Source organism: Shimia sp. MIT1388, assembly GCF_047124445.1.
Lineage (GTDB): Bacteria > Pseudomonadota > Alphaproteobacteria > Rhodobacterales > Rhodobacteraceae > Shimia.
This window is the reverse complement of sequence record NZ_CP138921.1, coordinates 3141431-3157949: the sequence shown is the minus strand read 5'-3', so window position 1 is coordinate 3157949 and position 16519 is coordinate 3141431. Positions and strand designations below refer to the sequence as shown.

The window sequence follows — 16519 nt, the reverse complement described above, 5'->3', positions numbered from 1 at the left end:
ATCTGAAGTGCATTTTTTTCTCCACCTTGTGGCGCAAAGATTGCTAGTGTATCGACGCTTCAGATTTAAGTTTTTTGTCTTTCATGATGGTACTGAAATGGATCAATTTGACCCAAACCTGTTCTCAGTTATTCACCGGTCGCTGTTTGACCTTTATAAACGCAGCGGATTGCCGGATCAGTCCCCCAGCGACGACGAGCTGCGCAACGCATTAACAAACTTGTACAAAAGCGTCGCAAACTCCAAATGTGAACAATCCAAAAATTGCTTCGAGCGCTACGTGAAATTGCTTGCGGTTTCTCGTCAGGACAAATCTCTGCTGGCCGAGTACAACACGGCCGCCCCAATCGCAGCAAAAACCACCGCGCCAGTGCAAATTGATGGCACACAGCCGGACCATCGTATTCTTGTGAGCGGCATTGGCCGCTCCGGCACCACCATGATTTATCAGCAGCTGGCCAAGCTGTTGCAGGTTGAGGGTAAGGAACGGATCAACTTCCGCTACGAGCCCTATTTGTGGAACATTCGCAGCGGCACCGCCAAGGGCAACGCCTTTGGCATGGAGCAGTTGCACCAGTTTGGTCTGCACACCCACCTGGAAACGCCGCTGTTGCTGAATGGCAAAAACGAGCTGCACGACAGCTTTCTGGATTCCCTCTTTGCAGGTCCAAGCGACATCGATCCGACGCAGGGTCCGGACGCGTGCCTGACAAAAGTCATCCGCGGCTCCGGCCGCCTGTGCAGCTATATTGAACGCTTCCCCGATTTGAAGGTGGTGGCCTGTCTGCGCAACCCGTTTGACACGATCAACTCCAGCCTGGGCATGTTCTCCTTCTTTGGCGAAGAGTTCCATGAGGATGACCGGCCGCGCTTCCTTGCCGAGCTGGAAGCCCGTGGCGTGCCAACGGACAACTTGTCTCTGAAATCGCCGCGGTCCATCGAATGGAGCGCCGCCTGGTGGAAAACCTTCACCGCCGAGACGCTGGCGGCAGCGCGCAAATACCCGGACAACGTGTTCCTGTTTTGCTACGAAGATTTCAGCCGCGACGGCGCGCGGGTGATGCAAAACCTTCAGGAGTTTGTTGGTATCCAGAACGACGGCATGGCCATGGGTCTCAGCAAACCTGCTGGCCCGTCGATCAAGGCCACCAGCTTGAACGCCTGGGATGTGGCCTACCTGCAAGACAGCCAGGCCTTCTATGAAGAAGAAGTGCTGCGTCCGATGCTGGGAAAAACCGGCGTTGCCGAACAACGTCAGGCGATTGCCAAGAAATATACCCAGGGCAAGTTCTCTTTCCCGATCGCGGGTGCAGACCTCGGCAAACGTGCGCCAATCCAATTGCGCGGGATGATGATGCATGGCGGCAAGAGCCCCTTCCTGACTCTCGCCAAAAGTGCGCGCACCCCGATCGACCTACCGGCGCTGATCAATGAGTACGCCACCGAAGAGCTTCCCGTGGCGCAGACGCTGGAAACCGATTTGCGCGAGCTGAAAAAAGGCAAGCGCTTTGGTGTGGTGATCACCTGTCACAACAACTCCTCAACAATTGTCGGAGCGGTGTTGTCTTGTCTCAACCAGACAGTCCCCTATGACGAAATCCTTGTTGTGGACGACTGTTCGACAGATGACTCACGCACCAAACTTGCGGTGCTCGAGGAGATGTACAGTGCCTTGAAGGTTGTGCCTCTGGAAAGCTCCCTTGGACCTTCCGGCGCGCGCCATATTGGCATCTCGCGTCTGGAGACGGATTACTGGACCCAACTGGATGGCGACGACCTGTTCTGGCCCACCAAGAATGAAGCGGAAGTTGTGGCCATCAATGGCGACGACAACGCCATTGCGTTCAGCGACATCCTGTTGATCAACCCGACCGAAACGTCGCTACAGTCTACCGCCGCCTATAACGGCGACGCCGAGAACGCGTTTGAATGTCTGTTGTCACGTCTGCCACAGATCCCACGCGACATGACAATGTCCAAAGAACTGTATTTCCGTGCCGGGGGCTACAACCTGGTGGGACATCTCTATGAAGACTGGGATTTCAAAATGCGCCTGGCGGGTGTGTCTGACTGCACTTGGCGCCGTTCAAAGAGCGTGGCTGGTACGGTTTATAACCGCCTGACCCCCGGTCTGTCCGGTGTCGATGCTGGCCTGCATGCACGGGCGCTGGTGCTGTATTTCTTCAAGGCGCTGGGACATCACTGCCCTGAACCAAAAACCTTGCTGACCCATTTTGGCAAAGCCGTCGCGCCGTTCCGTCGACGCCACATTGTGACCGAGGCCCGCAAGTGGCTCCAAGCTGCGGTTGATACGGGCAACTTCGACCCGAAACCGTTTGCCGATCTGGCAACGTCCCGGCAGACCCACACCATCGACAACAGCAAGCTTGCCGCCCAGTTCCAGGAACTGGCCCAAGCAGCGACGCAAAAGACTTCCAAACCTGCTGTTCAGGAGGTGGCCCAATGACCAAGTTTTCCATCATCACAGTGGTCTGGAATGATTGCGTCGGTGTCACCCGCACGATGCAAAGCATCTTCTCCCAGACATATCAGAACTACGAAGTGATCGTTCAGGACGGGGCCTCCACCGATGGCACCTCTGAGATGCTGAAGTCCTTTGGCGGCTGGATCGACTCGCTGGTCATTGAAGATGACGACGGGATCTATGACGCCATGAACCGCGCAACGATGCGCGCTACGGGCGATTACCTTGTGTTCATGAATGCCGCAGATTTCTTTATCAATCCGCGGGTTCTGGAAGAAGTCGCCGCAGCGATCAATCCGGAAGAAGACGACATCTTTATTGGACAAGCCTTCCGTGACGAGGACGGCGGCCTGCAAAAGTACCGCCCCAAAGATCAGTTCTGGGCAGGGTCGACCTTTGACCACCAGGCCAGCTTCATTCGCCGCGAATTGATGCAAGAGCTAAAATACGACACCCGGTACAAGATCTCGGGTGATCTGCACTTCTTCACCCGTGCCCGGCTACAAGGCGCTCGGTATCGGTACGAAGATTTGCCGATTGTTCGTAAACCTTTCGCGGTTGGGGCGTCGGCCAGCTTCGTGAGCCGTATTCATGATCGACTGAGCATGTTGGACGAAGCCTGGGGCGACCAGTACCCGGTGCGTGACATGATCGCCAAGGAGATGCGCAACTATGCGGCGCGCACCTTTGACATCTCCATCGATCGGTTTGCAGGCATGTCCATCGAGGAAATGCTGGAGCTGTTTGAGCTCTGGGAAAACCGATTGGTGTCACCTGCTGCATAACTCAATGAAAAACAGTAATCGCCTAACCCATTTGCAACCTACTGGGACTGGCTCGCGTGCAAGCGCGCAGAGAAATTTTAGACAGTGGACTTGAACATGAAAAAAGCACTTATTACCGGCGTTACCGGGCAGGACGGATCCTACCTGGCGGAATTTCTCCTCGAAAAAGGGTATGAGGTGCATGGCATCAAACGCCGCGCATCTTTGTTTAACACCGCCCGCGTCGACCACATTTATCAAGACCCGCATGTCGACAATGCCAACTTCAAACTGCATTACGGCGACTTGTCTGACACCTCCAACCTGACGCGCATCATGCGCGAAGTGGAGCCGGATGAAGTCTACAACCTGGGTGCGCAATCCCATGTTGCCGTGAGCTTTGAGGCACCGGAATACACCGCGGACGTGGATGCCATCGGCACGCTGCGCCTGCTGGAAGCGATCCGTTTCCTGGGTCTGGAGAAAAAGACACGCTTTTATCAGGCCTCTACCTCGGAACTCTACGGCCTGGTGCAGGAAACACCGCAGAAAGAAACCACGCCCTTCTACCCGCGCTCGCCTTATGCGGTGGCCAAGCTCTACAGCTACTGGATCACCGTGAACTACCGCGAGGCCTATGGCATGTATGCCTGCAACGGCATCCTCTTCAACCACGAGAGCCCGCGTCGGGGCGAGACCTTTGTGACCCGCAAGATCACCCGTGGTCTGTCCAATATCGCGATGGGTCTGGAAGACTGCCTCTACATGGGCAACATCGACAGCCTGCGCGACTGGGGGCACGCCAAAGACTACGTGCGCATGCAGTGGATGATGCTGCAACAGGACGCCGCGCAGGACTTTGTAATTGCCACTGGCGTGCAGTATTCCGTGCGGGAATTCATCACCTGGTCCGCACAAGAGCTGGGTGTGACGCTGGAGTTCACCGGCGATGGCATTGAAGAGGTCGCGACCGTTGCTGCAATTGATGGTGACAAGGCGCCAGCACTGAAAGTTGGCGACGTGGTGATGCGGATCGACCCACGCTACTTCCGCCCAGCTGAGGTGGACACGTTGTTGGGCGATCCTGCCAAAGCGAAGTCCGAGCTGGGGTGGGTGCCGGAAATCACCACCCAGCAGATGTGTGCCGAGATGGTTGCCGAAGACCTCAAGACCGCCCGCCGTCACGCATTGCTTAAAGAGCACGGGTATGATCTTCCTGTCAGCGTCGAATAGGCCGACGGGAAGAAAAAAGGAAAGGATATCAACATGTCCAATGTTGTCCTAATGTATACAGGCAATGTGTGCTCAACACCGATGATTGAGTACGCACACCTCGTCGAAAATGTATACGTGCCCGTCAAAGAGCATTTTGACTTTCAACGTGTTCTGGAGGTCTCGCCGGATGAATCCAGTGTGTCCAAGGACTTTGCGGACATCCTGAAAACGCTGTACGCGCGCGAAAGCAATGTCATTCTCGAACAGGACAGCTTGGTGAAAATGCGTGACGGGCAGCCAATCCCGTCGGTTGAGCAAAAACCGCACATGCTGTTCAAATGGCGCAGCTTTCCGTCCGATCTGCCGGACACCCAAAAAATCTCTGAAGTGTTTGCCGAAAATGACGTGCACCCGCTGATCATGTTGCGCAAGTCCCTGAGTCATCAGGCGATCAAGGTGTTTCTGAGCGAAAAAGTGTATGGCGGTCGGCATCAGCAGTTCAAGGCCCGCGCCATGTCCAAAGAGGACTATGAGGCGTATCTTGCTGAGCAGGACAAAATTTCAATCACGGCGGACGCGGACGATATTCTGGAAATCCGCGCCATCGCTCGAAATTTCATGAACAGAACGCTCAAGATGATAGAGGACACGCAGTTCTATTTCGGACATGCTGGCACGCCCTCGCTGCTGTTTGCGGAGGACGTGTTTTCTCCCCTTATCCAGGTGAATAGATTCAACAAGGCGTTGACGCGGCTTATGGGTGATGACGTCGCCAAGCTCGGAGCCCAAAGTCAAACCAGGCTTCGAAAAGGCGGTTTGGAAGTGTCCCACTGCGCCAATGCAGAAGAGGTCTTGAAAAACCCCAAGCTCCGGGATTTTGAGGCGAAATATCAGGAAGCGGCGGCAAAACTGGACAACCTGTTTCCGGCAAAATAAGGCGCCGGGAAGTGAGGCTGTGGCTGTGATGTTCGCTTGTGAGAGGAAGATGAGAGTGAACATTTCGAACACGGATCGTTGCGGATCAGACGCAGTTCGCACCGCTCGCAATGTGAGCCTGGTCACGGCACAGTCTCACGTGCGGTCGGACGGCATGGATCACAGCTTCAGAGACCCAGTGGTTTCAGGTTAACGAAATTTGGCAATCCCGTCTCGAAGCAGTCGGAAAATTTTGAATTTTGAATTGAATGAGGAACTGTGAATGTCAGCAAATAAGCATCCAAATATGATTGTGGTGGGTGCGGGCAAGGCCGGCACAACATCCCTTCATCGTTATCTTTCGTCTCACCCGAGGGTTTTCGGGACGAAAGAAAAGGAACTGATGTACTTCACGAAGCATTTTGACAAAGGTCCAAAGTGGTTGGAGCCGCATTTCCCGGAAGGCACAGACGCGGATATCTTTTTTGAAACCACCCCTCAATACTCGTTCAGGGATGACTTTCCCGGCGTGCCGCAGCGCATCCACGAGTTCGATCCTGACATGAAAATTCTCTATGTTGTGCGGGAACCTTTGAGCCGGATTGTCTCACACTTCAATCACTGGGCGGCCACGAAGCCAGACAAGTTCAATAATCTGGAAAAGTCGTTGTCTCTACCTGAACATCGCAAGGTTTTTGTCGACAGGACGCGCTATCACTACCAGATCAGCGCCTATTTGGATGTGTTTCCGACGGAGCAAGTGAGAGTCGTCTTTCTTGAAGACCTCAAAAACAACTTCGAAGTCACATTGAACAGCCTGTTCGAGTTCTTAGGCGTGCCACAGACCGCTGCCGAAATTAGTCCCGAGGTCTTCAATCGCGGTACCGACCGCGACATTCGTGGTCCGCAGTGGCGGGTGGGGAATATTCCGCCACAGCTCAGAACAGACATTGCCAAAGAGTTGGCAGAAGACGTCCAGAAGCTGCTGAAGCATTGCGGGAAGCCTGCCGATTACTGGGGGCAGATCTACCTATGAGTGATCGGCGTATAGAACACGATTTGGCCAAGCTGGTTCCCCCGAAAGCGAAGAAGTATTTTCGGGATTGTGTTCTATTGGCTCCCAAACAATCTTTGAAGAGCCTGGTGCTTGCCGTGCCGGACGTCCCTGGGCGGCGGGATGGATACCGGATCGAACTTCCCGCCAAACCGATCAAGGGGAAGCTCCGGATTGCGCTTGGGCCGGGAAGCGGCACCATCAAAATTGACACGGTGGGACCAATGCGGCTGGACGTCCGGGTTTGGCGGCAGGCGCATCTGCATATCGGTCGCAACACCACAATCAACAAAGCCAAGATCGTTTGTGACAACGCCGATGTGATTATTGGAGAAGACGGGCTTTGGTCTGATGACATTCTCATTCAATCCAACGACCAGCACGGCATTATCGACCTTAAGACACGGACACTCATCAATGAAGGCCGACGCCGGATCGAGATCGGCAAACATGTATGGATCGGCCGTCGGACAACGATTATGCCAGATGTGACAATTGGCTCCGGGAGCATCCTCGGCACAGGCGCGGTTTTGACTGGCGACATGCCAGAAAATACGGTTTTTGCAGGGGTTCCTGCGCGTGAAGTGCGGAGCGATACAACCTGGTCCAGAAGCGCGCGGGGGTTTACGCAGTTTGAGCTGGAGCAATTGGGACTATCAGAACCCGCACTCGAAAACCCGGGACAGGACACCGAAGGCTGGTAGGGTGCCATACGTGACTCACCCCAAAAGCGCCGCCATTGTTTGCTTGGGATGCCTGTTTAGAGAAATGAATTAGGAACGAAGTTGGTATGAAAATTTACGTTGCAGGACATCGAGGTATGGTCGGAGGCGCCATCACACGCCGCTTGCAAGCCCGAAAGGTGGCGGGTGAAGACCTGCAGATCGTCACCCGGACGCACAAAGAGCTGGACCTGACCAATCAGGCAGCCGTACGGGACTTCATGGACAGCGAGAAGCCGGATGTCGTTATTCTGGCAGCGGCCAAGGTTGGGGGCATCCATGCCAACAACACCTACCCCGCGGACTTTATCTATGAAAACCTGATGATCGAATGCAACGTGATCCATCAGGCCTTTGCGGCTGGCGCCAAGAAGCTGTTGCAATTGGGGAGTTCCTGCATCTACCCCAAAGCGGTGCCGCAGCCGATGAAAGAAGACGCGCTGCTGACCGGCACGCTGGAGCCCACCAACGAGCCTTATGCGGTGGCCAAAATTGCAGGCATCAAGCTGTGTGAGAGTTACAACCGGCAGCACGGCGTGGACTACCGGTCAGTGATGCCGACAAACCTGTACGGCCCCGGCGACAACTTCCACCCGGAAAACTCCCACGTGATGCCTGCGTTGATCCGTCGTTTCCACGAAGCAGCGCAGACTGGCCAGGAAGAGGTCGTGATGTGGGGCACTGGCAAACCGATGCGCGAGTTCCTGCATGTGGATGACATGGCCGAAGCCAGCCTGTTTGTGCTGGAGTTGGACAAAAAGACTTACGACGCGAACACAGACCCCATGCTGAGCCACATCAATGTTGGCACCGGCACCGATGTCTCGATTGGGGAGCTCGGGCGCATGGTTGCCGAGGTGACGGGATACAAGGGCCGCATCGTCCAAGACCTCAGCAAGCCCGATGGCACAATGAAAAAGCTCATGGATGTAAGCCGTTTGGCAGATATGGGCTGGACAGCAAGGGTCAGTTTGGAAGACGGTTTGAAAGAAACGTATCAATGGTTTCTTGAAAACCAGGACAGCTTCCGGAAATAGGCGAAATCCGCTCCGGACGTATCATAAGTACACTTTAGGCGCCCCGCGCGCTTCAATACAAATTCAGACCCCACAACTAGGGCCACAATATGCGACTAATTTTTGCACATATCCCCAAAGCCGCAGGAACATCCGCCCGCCTTAACTTGCAGCGGCAAATGGCACCGGAGGGTATCAAGTGCATTGAAGCCTATAGGCTCTACGGTGTAACGCCGGAAAACTTCCCCGAGTATAAAATGCCGGAGGACTGGCAATTCCTGTGCAGCCATGTGCCGGTCAGTATCCTGACGGACAACCCCCAGGTGGCCGCAGCTCAAGACGTGCTGATGTTGTCCTTTGTCAGGGATCCGATTGATCGTCTCATCTCGATGTACAATTACGTTTCCTTGAACCCGAAACACCCCGGGCACGCCAAAATGCGGGACAGGGATGGGGTCAAGTATGTCACAAGCGTCGTCGCCAATGAGCAGTGCAGGTTCCTGCGTCCGAAGCATGACGTAGCGCCCAAATGGCAATATATGATTTCAGCGGTTGATAACGTCGAAGAGACGAGCCGTGCGGTACTCCAGCGGATGGTGAACAGGACCGTACCGGCCAAGGTGTTCGCCAAGAAACGCAACACCACGCAAGAGCGCCAATCCGAAAATTCCGACTTCAAAACACTTAGCAAAACCGATTTTTCCGAAGAGACACTGTCTGAGTTGCGTGACAAACACGCCGAGGACTTTAAGCTTTATAACCGCGCCAAGAAAAAAGGCTTTATCGAGCACCTTCCTATTAGACTCCTTTCGAAAAGTGCCTAATCATGACCCAAATTATTCATCCTCTTCTTCTTTGCGGTGGCTCGGGAACACGGCTTTGGCCGCTGAGCCGCAAAAGCTATCCGAAACAATTTGCCAAGCTGACCGGTGAAGACAGCCTGTTTCAGGCGTCTGCCGAGCGCTTGTCCGGCGAGGGTTTTGCCGCGCCTTTGGTGATCACAGGTTCCGATTTCCGGTTCATTGTGATCGAGCAATTGGCCGCCAAGGAAATCAGTGCCGCCGCAACCATGATCGAACCGGAGGGCCGCAACACCGCCCCTGCGATCCTTGCAGGGGCCTTGGTGCTTGAAGCCCGCTCTCCGGGTGCTTTGATGCTGGTGGCGCCTTCTGATCACGTGATCCCCGATGCGGAGCGATTCCGCGCCGCGGTATGCGCTGCGGCCCCAGCAGCAGCGAGTGGTCAGTTGGTGACTTTTGGCATTCGTCCGGATCGGGCAGAAACCGGCTATGGCTGGCTGGAACTGAGCCAAAGCCCGGAAGCGGATTTTGCGCCTGTGGCGCAGCCGCTTAAAAGCTTTGTCGAGAAGCCGGATGCCGAGAAGGCCGAGACCCTTTTGGCGGGCGGTCAGCACCTTTGGAATGCCGGGATTTTCCTGTTTGCCACCGACAAGTTGATTGCTGCGTTTGAACAACATGCGCCCGAGATGCTGGCCAGCGCGCGCCGGGCGGTGGCCTCTGCCGAAGCCGATCTGAGCTTTACGCGGCTCGATCCGGAAGCCTGGTCGGAAATGGAAGACATTTCGATCGACTATGCCGTTATGGAAAAAGCCGAGAACCTGTCTGTTGTGCCCTACGGTGGCGCCTGGTCTGATCTGGGTGGCTGGGACGCGGTCTGGATGGAAAGCGATCCAGATGGAGACGGTGTGGTCACCAGCGGGCCTGCCACCTCCATCGAGTGCGAGAACACCCTGCTGCGCGCCGAGGACGACAGCCAGGAGCTGGTCGGCATTGGGTTGCAGGATGTGATTGCCGTGGCGATGCCGGATGCCGTTCTGGTGGCGCATAAAGACCGCGCTCAGGACGTTAAAAGGGCCGTGTCAGCGCTGAAGGAAAAAGGCGCGTCGCAGGCGGAAATTCTACCACGTGACTATCGCCCTTGGGGCTGGTTTGAGAGCTTGGTTGTTGGCAGCCGTTTCCAGGTGAAACGTATTCATGTGCATCCGGGTGCTGCGCTGAGCCTGCAAAGTCACCATCACCGATCCGAGCACTGGATTGTGGTGGAAGGCACAGCGAAAGTGACCATTGATGAAGAGATCAAATTGGTCACGGAGAACCAGTCTGTCTACATTCCATTGGGCGCTGTGCATCGGATGGAAAACCCCGGCAAAGTGCCAATGGTGCTGATTGAAGTGCAGACCGGGTCCTATTTGGGCGAAGACGACATCATTCGCTATGAGGATGTGTATTCGCGCGGCCAAGGCGCCAAAGGGTAAGAAAGACAGAGTTGGTCCGCCCCTGTGATTGGCGGACCAACCCAATTTTGGACTTCAGGTTTATTCGATTGTCTCAGGCAAGGGTGAGAACCGAAGGTCCACCCAACGGCTTTCGGGAATGTCTTTTGCGCGTCCTGCCACCCAGCCAGCATCCCAGACCACCTCAGACGTTGTGACATTGAGCACCCGCGCGCCGACGTCGTAGGAGACTGCAACAAACACAATCCTGTTGCCGTTTGCATCCTGTGGCACCTCAATTTGCCACCCATGTTGGGCCAGTGGCGGCACATTTGAGATCTGGTACTGCCCAACGCCAATTCGGGAAAACCGCGCGTTTAGTGGCTCCGCGGGTTCCTCAATGCCATTTTGGGATACGCGGATGATTGGGCTGGCTTCTTTCAGAAAGCCGTTGGTGTCGACCGTGGTGTTGGCGTGGTGCCAAAGCTCGGTCCAGACCACGGCGTTGGATGCGGTGCCGCCGGTCCCAAACCAACATTTTTGCGACGCGGGATTGGCTGCGTTGCGAATAGCAAAGCCGGAAAGGAAGCCGTTTTCCCGATTTGTCAGCATCAGAGAATGCCAATGGGAGGTGGTTTCTGCCAAGCCACCGGTGGTGGCTGCAATCGCAACATAATTTCCGCATCCAAGATCGCGCTCGTGAAGGTTCTCCGACCCGCTGAGCTGCACTGCGCCAGCGAGGGCCCCACCATCACCAACCTTCAGCAAACGCCCTGATGTTGCGTCTGTGGCGCTCTGTGTGACAGCTGTGCCTGTGATCGCGCCCTCCACCAACAAACCTTCCGGAGCGTTGGGAATACCTGTGTTGGTGTCAAAGTGCAGTCCGGTGGTCCACGCCAAACCGTCGGGGCTGACCTTTATGGAAAAGTCATCGGTGCCGGTGGTGCCCATCTCTGCGCGACCGGACCAGTCTGTTTGGAACAACAGGCTTGCGGTGTCTGCCACTGTGGCCTTGTTGATCTTGACCTGATGTCCGGCGCCTTCGTGGGTCAACAGCGTCGCAGGGGCCGACACGGACAAGCGGTTGGTGCTGTCGTGGGTGGTGTTTACGCCCAGACCGTTAAGATTGGACAGCTCTGAAATCTCCGAAGGGTTCCAGGTGGTCCCATCCCAGATCATCAGCTCAGCGCCGCCTTGTTCAACGGCAGTAAAGCTTTGTTGCAGCGCGGTGAAAAGCCATGCGCCATTGGTCCAGGTGGCCAGATTGTGGGCATTGTGGGACCAATCCCCTGTGGGCGCGGCACCCAGAGCCCAGGTGGCGCCGTCGGTTGGTGCGGCTGGTGGGTCGGTGGCGTCAAAAGCCTCAACAACGGTCTGAACCAACACGTCCAATTTTTGCAAAGCTTCATTGTGAGTAACGTGCTTCTGGGCCTGTGAGGGCATGATAAACGGCAAGGAAAGGCGTGAAGAATTTTCTGACATGGGACAACTCCATCAATGGGGAATGGGCGCCAGAGTCAGAGAGGCGGGTTGCCAAGATCACAACGCAGCAACCGCAGGTGTTGCACGGTCCAAAATCCACGTCGGTATTGCGTCGGTATCACGGCTGTTTTGCGGAGGTGCATATTTGACCCCAAAGCAGGGCGCAATATGCAACACCTCATCAGGGTTGCCGCGTCACCGTGTAGATATGCTCGGCTTGGAATGGCCCCTCCAACGAGGTTGAGCTTCCGTCAGACCAGGTGACCATCGCCGATGCGGCCTCGGTTTGGTCGCCCAGTCCAAAGTGGGCGCGTGGGGCGTCAAAGGACATGAAGCCGCCGCCAAGCTGCACTTCGCGCATCTGCGTGTTGCCATCCGCACCGGTGATCGTCACCCGTGCCCCGATGCCGTCGCGATTGCCGATGTGGTCCTCAAACTGAAACACCAAAGCCGCGCCTTGGGCGTTGTTGCGGAAGGCCACCAAGGGGCCGTTCACCGGATGGGTGATCAGATCCAGATCGCCGTCGTTGTCAAAATCCATCTGCGTGGCGCTGGCGGTCATGAGGTAGTCTTCCAACCCAAAAGGACCGGAGGCCTCGGCAAAGGAGCCGTCACCCTTGTTGTGGAAGAAGAGGTTGGACGGGGACACCTCGTTGGGCACCCATGTGCCGTTTACGATGTAGACATCCTGCCAACCGTCTAGGTCAAAGTCGGCAACCTTGGTGTCCCAGCTCCAGCCGCCCACATCCAGACCCCGGGCCTCGGCCTGATCTTCCCAACCTTCGCCATTGCGGGCCAGCAAGACGTTGGAGCGCAGAATTTGCGGATGGGTCAGCGCAATCTCGTCAGCACTTGGCGTGCGGGTCGGTTGGAAGTGCCAGTCACAATAGGCGCGCGGGATGGGTTGGTCCGCGCGGATCAGTTCACAAATAGAGGGATCACGCTTTTGAATGGCGAGGTCTTTCACAAGCATCGCCTTGCATTCCACCTGATCGCGGCCCGTCAGTGTTTGGCAATTTTTGGCATAAGTCGGGTCGAAATTGTTGCCGGACTTGTACCAGGATTTGATCTGCATGTTCTTCACACAGCGGGCCTTGGCCTCTGCGTTTTGGATGCCATCGCAGTAAAGCTCCAGCGGCTGCATTTTGAGTGTTTCGGACACACCAGACGACCGCCCGGCGATTTGGGCCATGTAGATGTCTGTGGTGCCATCATTGGCCAGATCCGCAGTCTTGATCGCCATCGTGGTGGTCGTGGTGTGCGGGATCAGGCCCTGTGGCTCGGTCAGCATGGCAAATCCGCCAGCCCCGTCGCCTCGATAGAAATAATCCGGGATGTCAAAATCGTTGCCAACAATCAGATCGGTGGCGCCGTCGTCGTCAAAGTCGGAGAACAGGATGGTCAGGGTTTCACCGGGCAGGCCAGGCATGTCAGCATAGGTTTCGCCACTGAGTGTCCCGTCGGTGTTGAGGATCAACCGGTTGCGGCTCTCTTCGCCAGGGATGCGGCGATACCAGCCAGCGGCCCAGTTGCCCAGCGCCACATCCAAAGTGCCGTTGGCGTCCACATCCGCCAGGGCCACGGCAAGCGACAGAGGCGTCTGTGGGTTGTTGGGCACGGCTCTGGGAGGCTCGGCGCCAAAGCTGCCCTCTACATTGCGCCACCAGTAGTTGCCTTGCAGGTAGGTGGTGAGAAAGAGGTCCGGCCAGCCGTCATTGTCGATGTCGGCAAAGGCGGCGTTGAAAATCGGCGCGGTGGCAAGATCGCCTAGAGGCGCGGGTGTTGGGGCAAACTGGCCACTACCGTCGTTGGCGTAGAGGTAGAGCCCCACTTCGGTGGAGGCGATGGCAAGATCAAGATCTCCGTCGCGGTCATAGTCCGCACTGGACAGGCTACGCCCCTCCCAGAAAGGGGGCCACATGTCGCGGAATGAAAACTCCAGCGGTTTGTCGATGCCGATGGTGTCGGCTTCCATGCGCGTGAAGGGCTGCTCAGCGGCAGGGGATGCGGCGGCCAGGGGCTTGCTGGTGACTGTGATCGCCGAAGCCTCTGAGGCGGCGGCGGACCACATGGGCGGGGCGGCGTGCGGGGCATGGCTTTCCAGCAGCATCTCCAGCGCGCGACGGCTTTGCCATTCGTGATAGCCCTGCGCGCCGAGGCCCGCCACAACGCCCAACACGGCAATTGTGCCCGACAGCATCCCAGCAGCGCGGGGGCCGACAGATTGCACCACGATTAGGAAGGAATAAACGGAAAAAATCCCCAAGGTGAACAAGAGCCCCATGACGTAGCCATGGGCCAGTCCCGCGGACAGCAAGGCCCCGGTGACCACGACATCAAAGGCAATGGGCACCGGAAGGAACAGGCCGACGATCACAACGGCGATCAGTGCCAGAATGCTGAAGGTCAGGCCGGTGATCAGCTCTTGCGGCAGCAGGACAGCCACCAAGGCGCCAAGAAAGCCCGCCAGCAGCATCAGCGGCACGGTCATCTTCACGATGTACCAGAGGTTTTTCAGGAAGCCCTGACCAACTGCCAGAATGGCCGTGCCCAGCGGGTCGGTGGCGGGTTGGCCTTGGGACAGCTCGTCAACGCTCCATGGCGTGGCCTCTTGCAAAGTCGGCGTGATCTCTGTTTGCGGCAGCAGACGGCAGATCAGCGGTACGGCCACAAGGATCACCAGCAGGCTCAGCGCGATCTTGGCCACAGCCATGTAAAAGGGCAGCAGCGAGAAAAGCATGGTCAAAACAACGATGTTCAACGTCGGGGAGGCGATCATGGCGGAGAGCGTGGTTTCCGCGCGCATACCGGCCGAATACATGCCGCGCGCAATGGGCGCAGCGCAGTTCACACAGACGCCAAGCGGCGTGCCGATGGCGAGACCCAGAAGCGAATTGGCAAAACCCCCGCGAAAGCTGCGCTGCTTGAGATAGCCGGCGGCGGTGAGGAAGGCGGCGGCGAAGAGCACACCAAAGGTCATGCCTTTCTTGTTGGTGTTGATCCAATTGATGGTGGTGAAGAAGATCCGCTCCAATGTGGACATGTCCGGCGTCAGTGGGAACAGCGCCTCAAAACCCAGAGGGTCTTCCAGCTGGATGGCCCCCGACATCATCGCCTTCTCATCCAGCGCAGGATAGCGCGAACCGGTCCAGAACAGATATGCCAACACCGCCACGATCAAGGCGGCGAGGAAGAAGCGTTTTTGGTAGGGGGGCTGGATCAGAGCGGTCATTCCAGACTCAATCGTTTCTGAATTTGGCGTGGTAAAAACAGATCCCGAGCATGACTGTAAACACAGTATTCAAGATCATGGTTTTCGCGAAACAAATGCGCGGCTTCCTCTGAGACCGGTTGCGTGCGCGCGGACACATTAAGATGAGGGATTTTTGTATCCACCGATGGCTTTTTTAGAATTCTCCCCATGTGGTTCAGGCTTTCTTCCAGGTGGTCTAGAAAACCGATGTGGAGGAAATACTCCTCGATAATGTCACGGTAGTTTGACATAGTCACCTGCCTAGGAAAATGCTCCAGCATGGACAGGTGGCTTGTTTTCACAAAGTCCTCCAGGGATGCACTTTTGGGTGCGTTGTAAATCTTGCGGCCTTTCTTTTCTATTCTGGCGGCATAGAAAAACCTCGAAACGTGCATTTCTAGAGGATCGCGAAGGATGGTCATGAATTGGCTGGCTTCGGGATAGTATTGCTCCACACCAAAGCCACGATGCTTGTTAAAGTGACCATAGATCACAGCAGGTTCTTGGTTTCTCTGGAGGCCAAGAAAGTCGCGCCTCGGTGGCATGCTTTGATCTTTGGGCTTGAAGTAGTGCGGGTAGAGGTTAGAGCCGAACCAGGTGCCAAACACTTCGCGGACAGAACTTCCGCCGGACTTGGGAATATGAACAAATATCAGGGGGAGCGAGGGGGTGTATGTCTTGGCATTCATCGTTTGAACCCGAACCTAAGCGGTTTTGTTCCTGCCAACCGACTTGGGCGGTTTGGACCAGTTGATCCCTGACAGCTTCACACTTTGCTTAAACCGTCTTTCGATTATGGCCCGTTGTTCGGCTGTGACATCTTCCGGCTTCACAAGGACTTTCTTGGAATAGGTCGATTTCGCTTTGGAGGTAAGCGTGAAACCGACAACACCCAAGTTGTTCATCAGCCGCTCCAGTGAGCCCGGCAGGGTGTCATAGCGCAAAATACGATCGACCACTTTGACCTTGTTGATGGCAAATTTTCCCGTGTTCACCGGGAACTTCTCTGCCTTAACAAACTCGTCCCAGCTCAGCGTGTAGGGCTCCTCTGCATTATGTGCCTCAGAGTTGCGCAACATGTGATACTGGCTGATGCACTTCTCAACGGGTTCGCGCTCAACGCAAAACTTGAACATGGCATTGAAGCGCTTTGCGCCCAGGCGCTGCCTAATTAGGCGGGCGGGCATGTGGTTGTAGTACAGCGGTTCGCCGTTTTTGTCTTCGAAATTCCGAGGGGAATGGCCTGGCTCCGGTGGAAAAATCGGGGTCACGATGGCGTCGTCACCAGCGATGCGGCTCAGGTCGACCTCGATACTGGTGCCGGCTGTCTTATTCGTTTTGATGAAGATGAAGTTGTGCTTGAAACTGATGATCGCCAAT

The 16519-nt window shown here is 56.0% G+C and carries 13 protein-coding genes; 9 read left to right on the top strand and 4 right to left on the bottom strand.

The window, feature by feature from the left end:
- The first annotated feature begins 97 nt into the window (after positions 1 to 97).
- From SIB92_RS15660 to SIB92_RS15620, 9 genes are all read left to right on the top strand, one after another.
- On the top strand, positions 98 to 2467 hold the full coding sequence (locus SIB92_RS15660; protein WP_412552919.1) for a glycosyltransferase: 2370 nt from the start codon (positions 98 to 100) through the stop codon (positions 2465 to 2467).
- Complete coding sequence (locus tag SIB92_RS15655; RefSeq protein ID WP_412552918.1) at positions 2464 to 3270, top strand: glycosyltransferase family 2 protein; 807 nt, start codon at positions 2464 to 2466, stop codon at positions 3268 to 3270. Before SIB92_RS15660 ends, SIB92_RS15655 begins: the two co-directional genes overlap by 4 nt.
- Before the next feature lie 96 nt (positions 3271 to 3366).
- The gene (gene gmd / locus SIB92_RS15650) at positions 3367 to 4482 is read left to right on the top strand and encodes a GDP-mannose 4,6-dehydratase (RefSeq protein ID WP_412552917.1); all 1116 of its coding nucleotides are present in this window, start codon (positions 3367 to 3369) and stop codon (positions 4480 to 4482) included.
- Between the two features lie 33 nt (positions 4483 to 4515).
- Positions 4516 to 5400, top strand: coding sequence for a hypothetical protein (locus SIB92_RS15645; protein ID WP_412552916.1), 885 nt, complete (start codon positions 4516 to 4518; stop codon positions 5398 to 5400).
- 262 nt (positions 5401 to 5662) lie between these two features.
- Positions 5663 to 6415, top strand: coding sequence for a sulfotransferase family protein (locus tag SIB92_RS15640; protein WP_412552915.1), 753 nt, complete (start codon positions 5663 to 5665; stop codon positions 6413 to 6415).
- A gap of 95 nt (positions 6416 to 6510) precedes the next feature.
- Positions 6511 to 7137, top strand: a complete 627-nt coding sequence (locus SIB92_RS15635; RefSeq protein ID WP_412552914.1) for an acyltransferase — start codon at positions 6511 to 6513, stop codon at positions 7135 to 7137.
- A gap of 86 nt (positions 7138 to 7223) precedes the next feature.
- Positions 7224 to 8192, top strand: coding sequence for a GDP-L-fucose synthase (fcl, locus tag SIB92_RS15630; protein ID WP_412552913.1), 969 nt, complete (start codon positions 7224 to 7226; stop codon positions 8190 to 8192).
- An 89-nt stretch (positions 8193 to 8281) separates the two neighbouring features.
- Positions 8282 to 8995 carry a sulfotransferase family 2 domain-containing protein gene (locus tag SIB92_RS15625; RefSeq protein WP_412552912.1) on the top strand — a complete coding sequence of 238 codons (714 nt, stop codon included), beginning with the start codon at positions 8282 to 8284 and terminating at the stop codon, positions 8993 to 8995.
- A 2-nt stretch (positions 8996 to 8997) separates the two neighbouring features.
- Complete coding sequence (locus tag SIB92_RS15620; protein ID WP_412552911.1) at positions 8998 to 10446, top strand: mannose-1-phosphate guanylyltransferase/mannose-6-phosphate isomerase; 1449 nt, start codon at positions 8998 to 9000, stop codon at positions 10444 to 10446.
- Between the two features lie 60 nt (positions 10447 to 10506).
- Here SIB92_RS15620 and SIB92_RS15615 read toward each other — a convergent pair whose 3' ends face one another.
- The 4 genes from SIB92_RS15615 to SIB92_RS15600 form a co-directional block, all read right to left on the bottom strand.
- Complete coding sequence (locus SIB92_RS15615) at positions 10507 to 11847, bottom strand: DUF2793 domain-containing protein (protein WP_412555850.1); 1341 nt, start codon at positions 11845 to 11847, stop codon at positions 10507 to 10509.
- Between the two features lie 220 nt (positions 11848 to 12067).
- Entirely contained in the window at positions 12068 to 15118 is a 3051-nt protein-coding gene (locus SIB92_RS15610; RefSeq protein WP_412552910.1) for an FG-GAP-like repeat-containing protein, read from the bottom strand.
- Positions 15115 to 15828 carry a hypothetical protein gene (locus SIB92_RS15605; RefSeq protein WP_412552909.1) on the bottom strand — a complete coding sequence of 238 codons (714 nt, stop codon included), beginning with the start codon at positions 15826 to 15828 and terminating at the stop codon, positions 15115 to 15117. Before SIB92_RS15605 ends, SIB92_RS15610 begins: the two co-directional genes overlap by 4 nt.
- Positions 15829 to 15843: 15 nt before the next feature.
- Positions 15844 to 16518 carry a hypothetical protein gene (locus SIB92_RS15600; protein ID WP_412552908.1) on the bottom strand — a complete coding sequence of 225 codons (675 nt, stop codon included), beginning with the start codon at positions 16516 to 16518 and terminating at the stop codon, positions 15844 to 15846.
- Position 16519: the final 1 nt, after the last annotated feature.

Coding starts and splice junctions, on each gene's coding strand:
- SIB92_RS15660 (WP_412552919.1), top strand. CDS start 98: ATGGATCAATTTGACCCAAACCTGTTCTCAGTTATTCACCGGTCGCTG.
- SIB92_RS15655 (WP_412552918.1), top strand. CDS start 2,464: ATGACCAAGTTTTCCATCATCACAGTGGTCTGGAATGATTGCGTCGGT.
- gmd (WP_412552917.1), top strand. CDS start 3,367: ATGAAAAAAGCACTTATTACCGGCGTTACCGGGCAGGACGGATCCTAC.
- SIB92_RS15645 (WP_412552916.1), top strand. CDS start 4,516: ATGTCCAATGTTGTCCTAATGTATACAGGCAATGTGTGCTCAACACCG.
- SIB92_RS15640 (WP_412552915.1), top strand. CDS start 5,663: ATGTCAGCAAATAAGCATCCAAATATGATTGTGGTGGGTGCGGGCAAG.
- fcl (WP_412552913.1), top strand. CDS start 7,224: ATGAAAATTTACGTTGCAGGACATCGAGGTATGGTCGGAGGCGCCATC.
- SIB92_RS15625 (WP_412552912.1), top strand. CDS start 8,282: ATGCGACTAATTTTTGCACATATCCCCAAAGCCGCAGGAACATCCGCC.
- SIB92_RS15620 (WP_412552911.1), top strand. CDS start 8,998: ATGACCCAAATTATTCATCCTCTTCTTCTTTGCGGTGGCTCGGGAACA.
- SIB92_RS15615 (WP_412555850.1), bottom strand. CDS start 11,847: ATGCCCTCACAGGCCCAGAAGCACGTTACTCACAATGAAGCTTTGCAA.
- SIB92_RS15610 (WP_412552910.1), bottom strand. CDS start 15,118: ATGACCGCTCTGATCCAGCCCCCCTACCAAAAACGCTTCTTCCTCGCC.
- SIB92_RS15605 (WP_412552909.1), bottom strand. CDS start 15,828: ATGAATGCCAAGACATACACCCCCTCGCTCCCCCTGATATTTGTTCAT.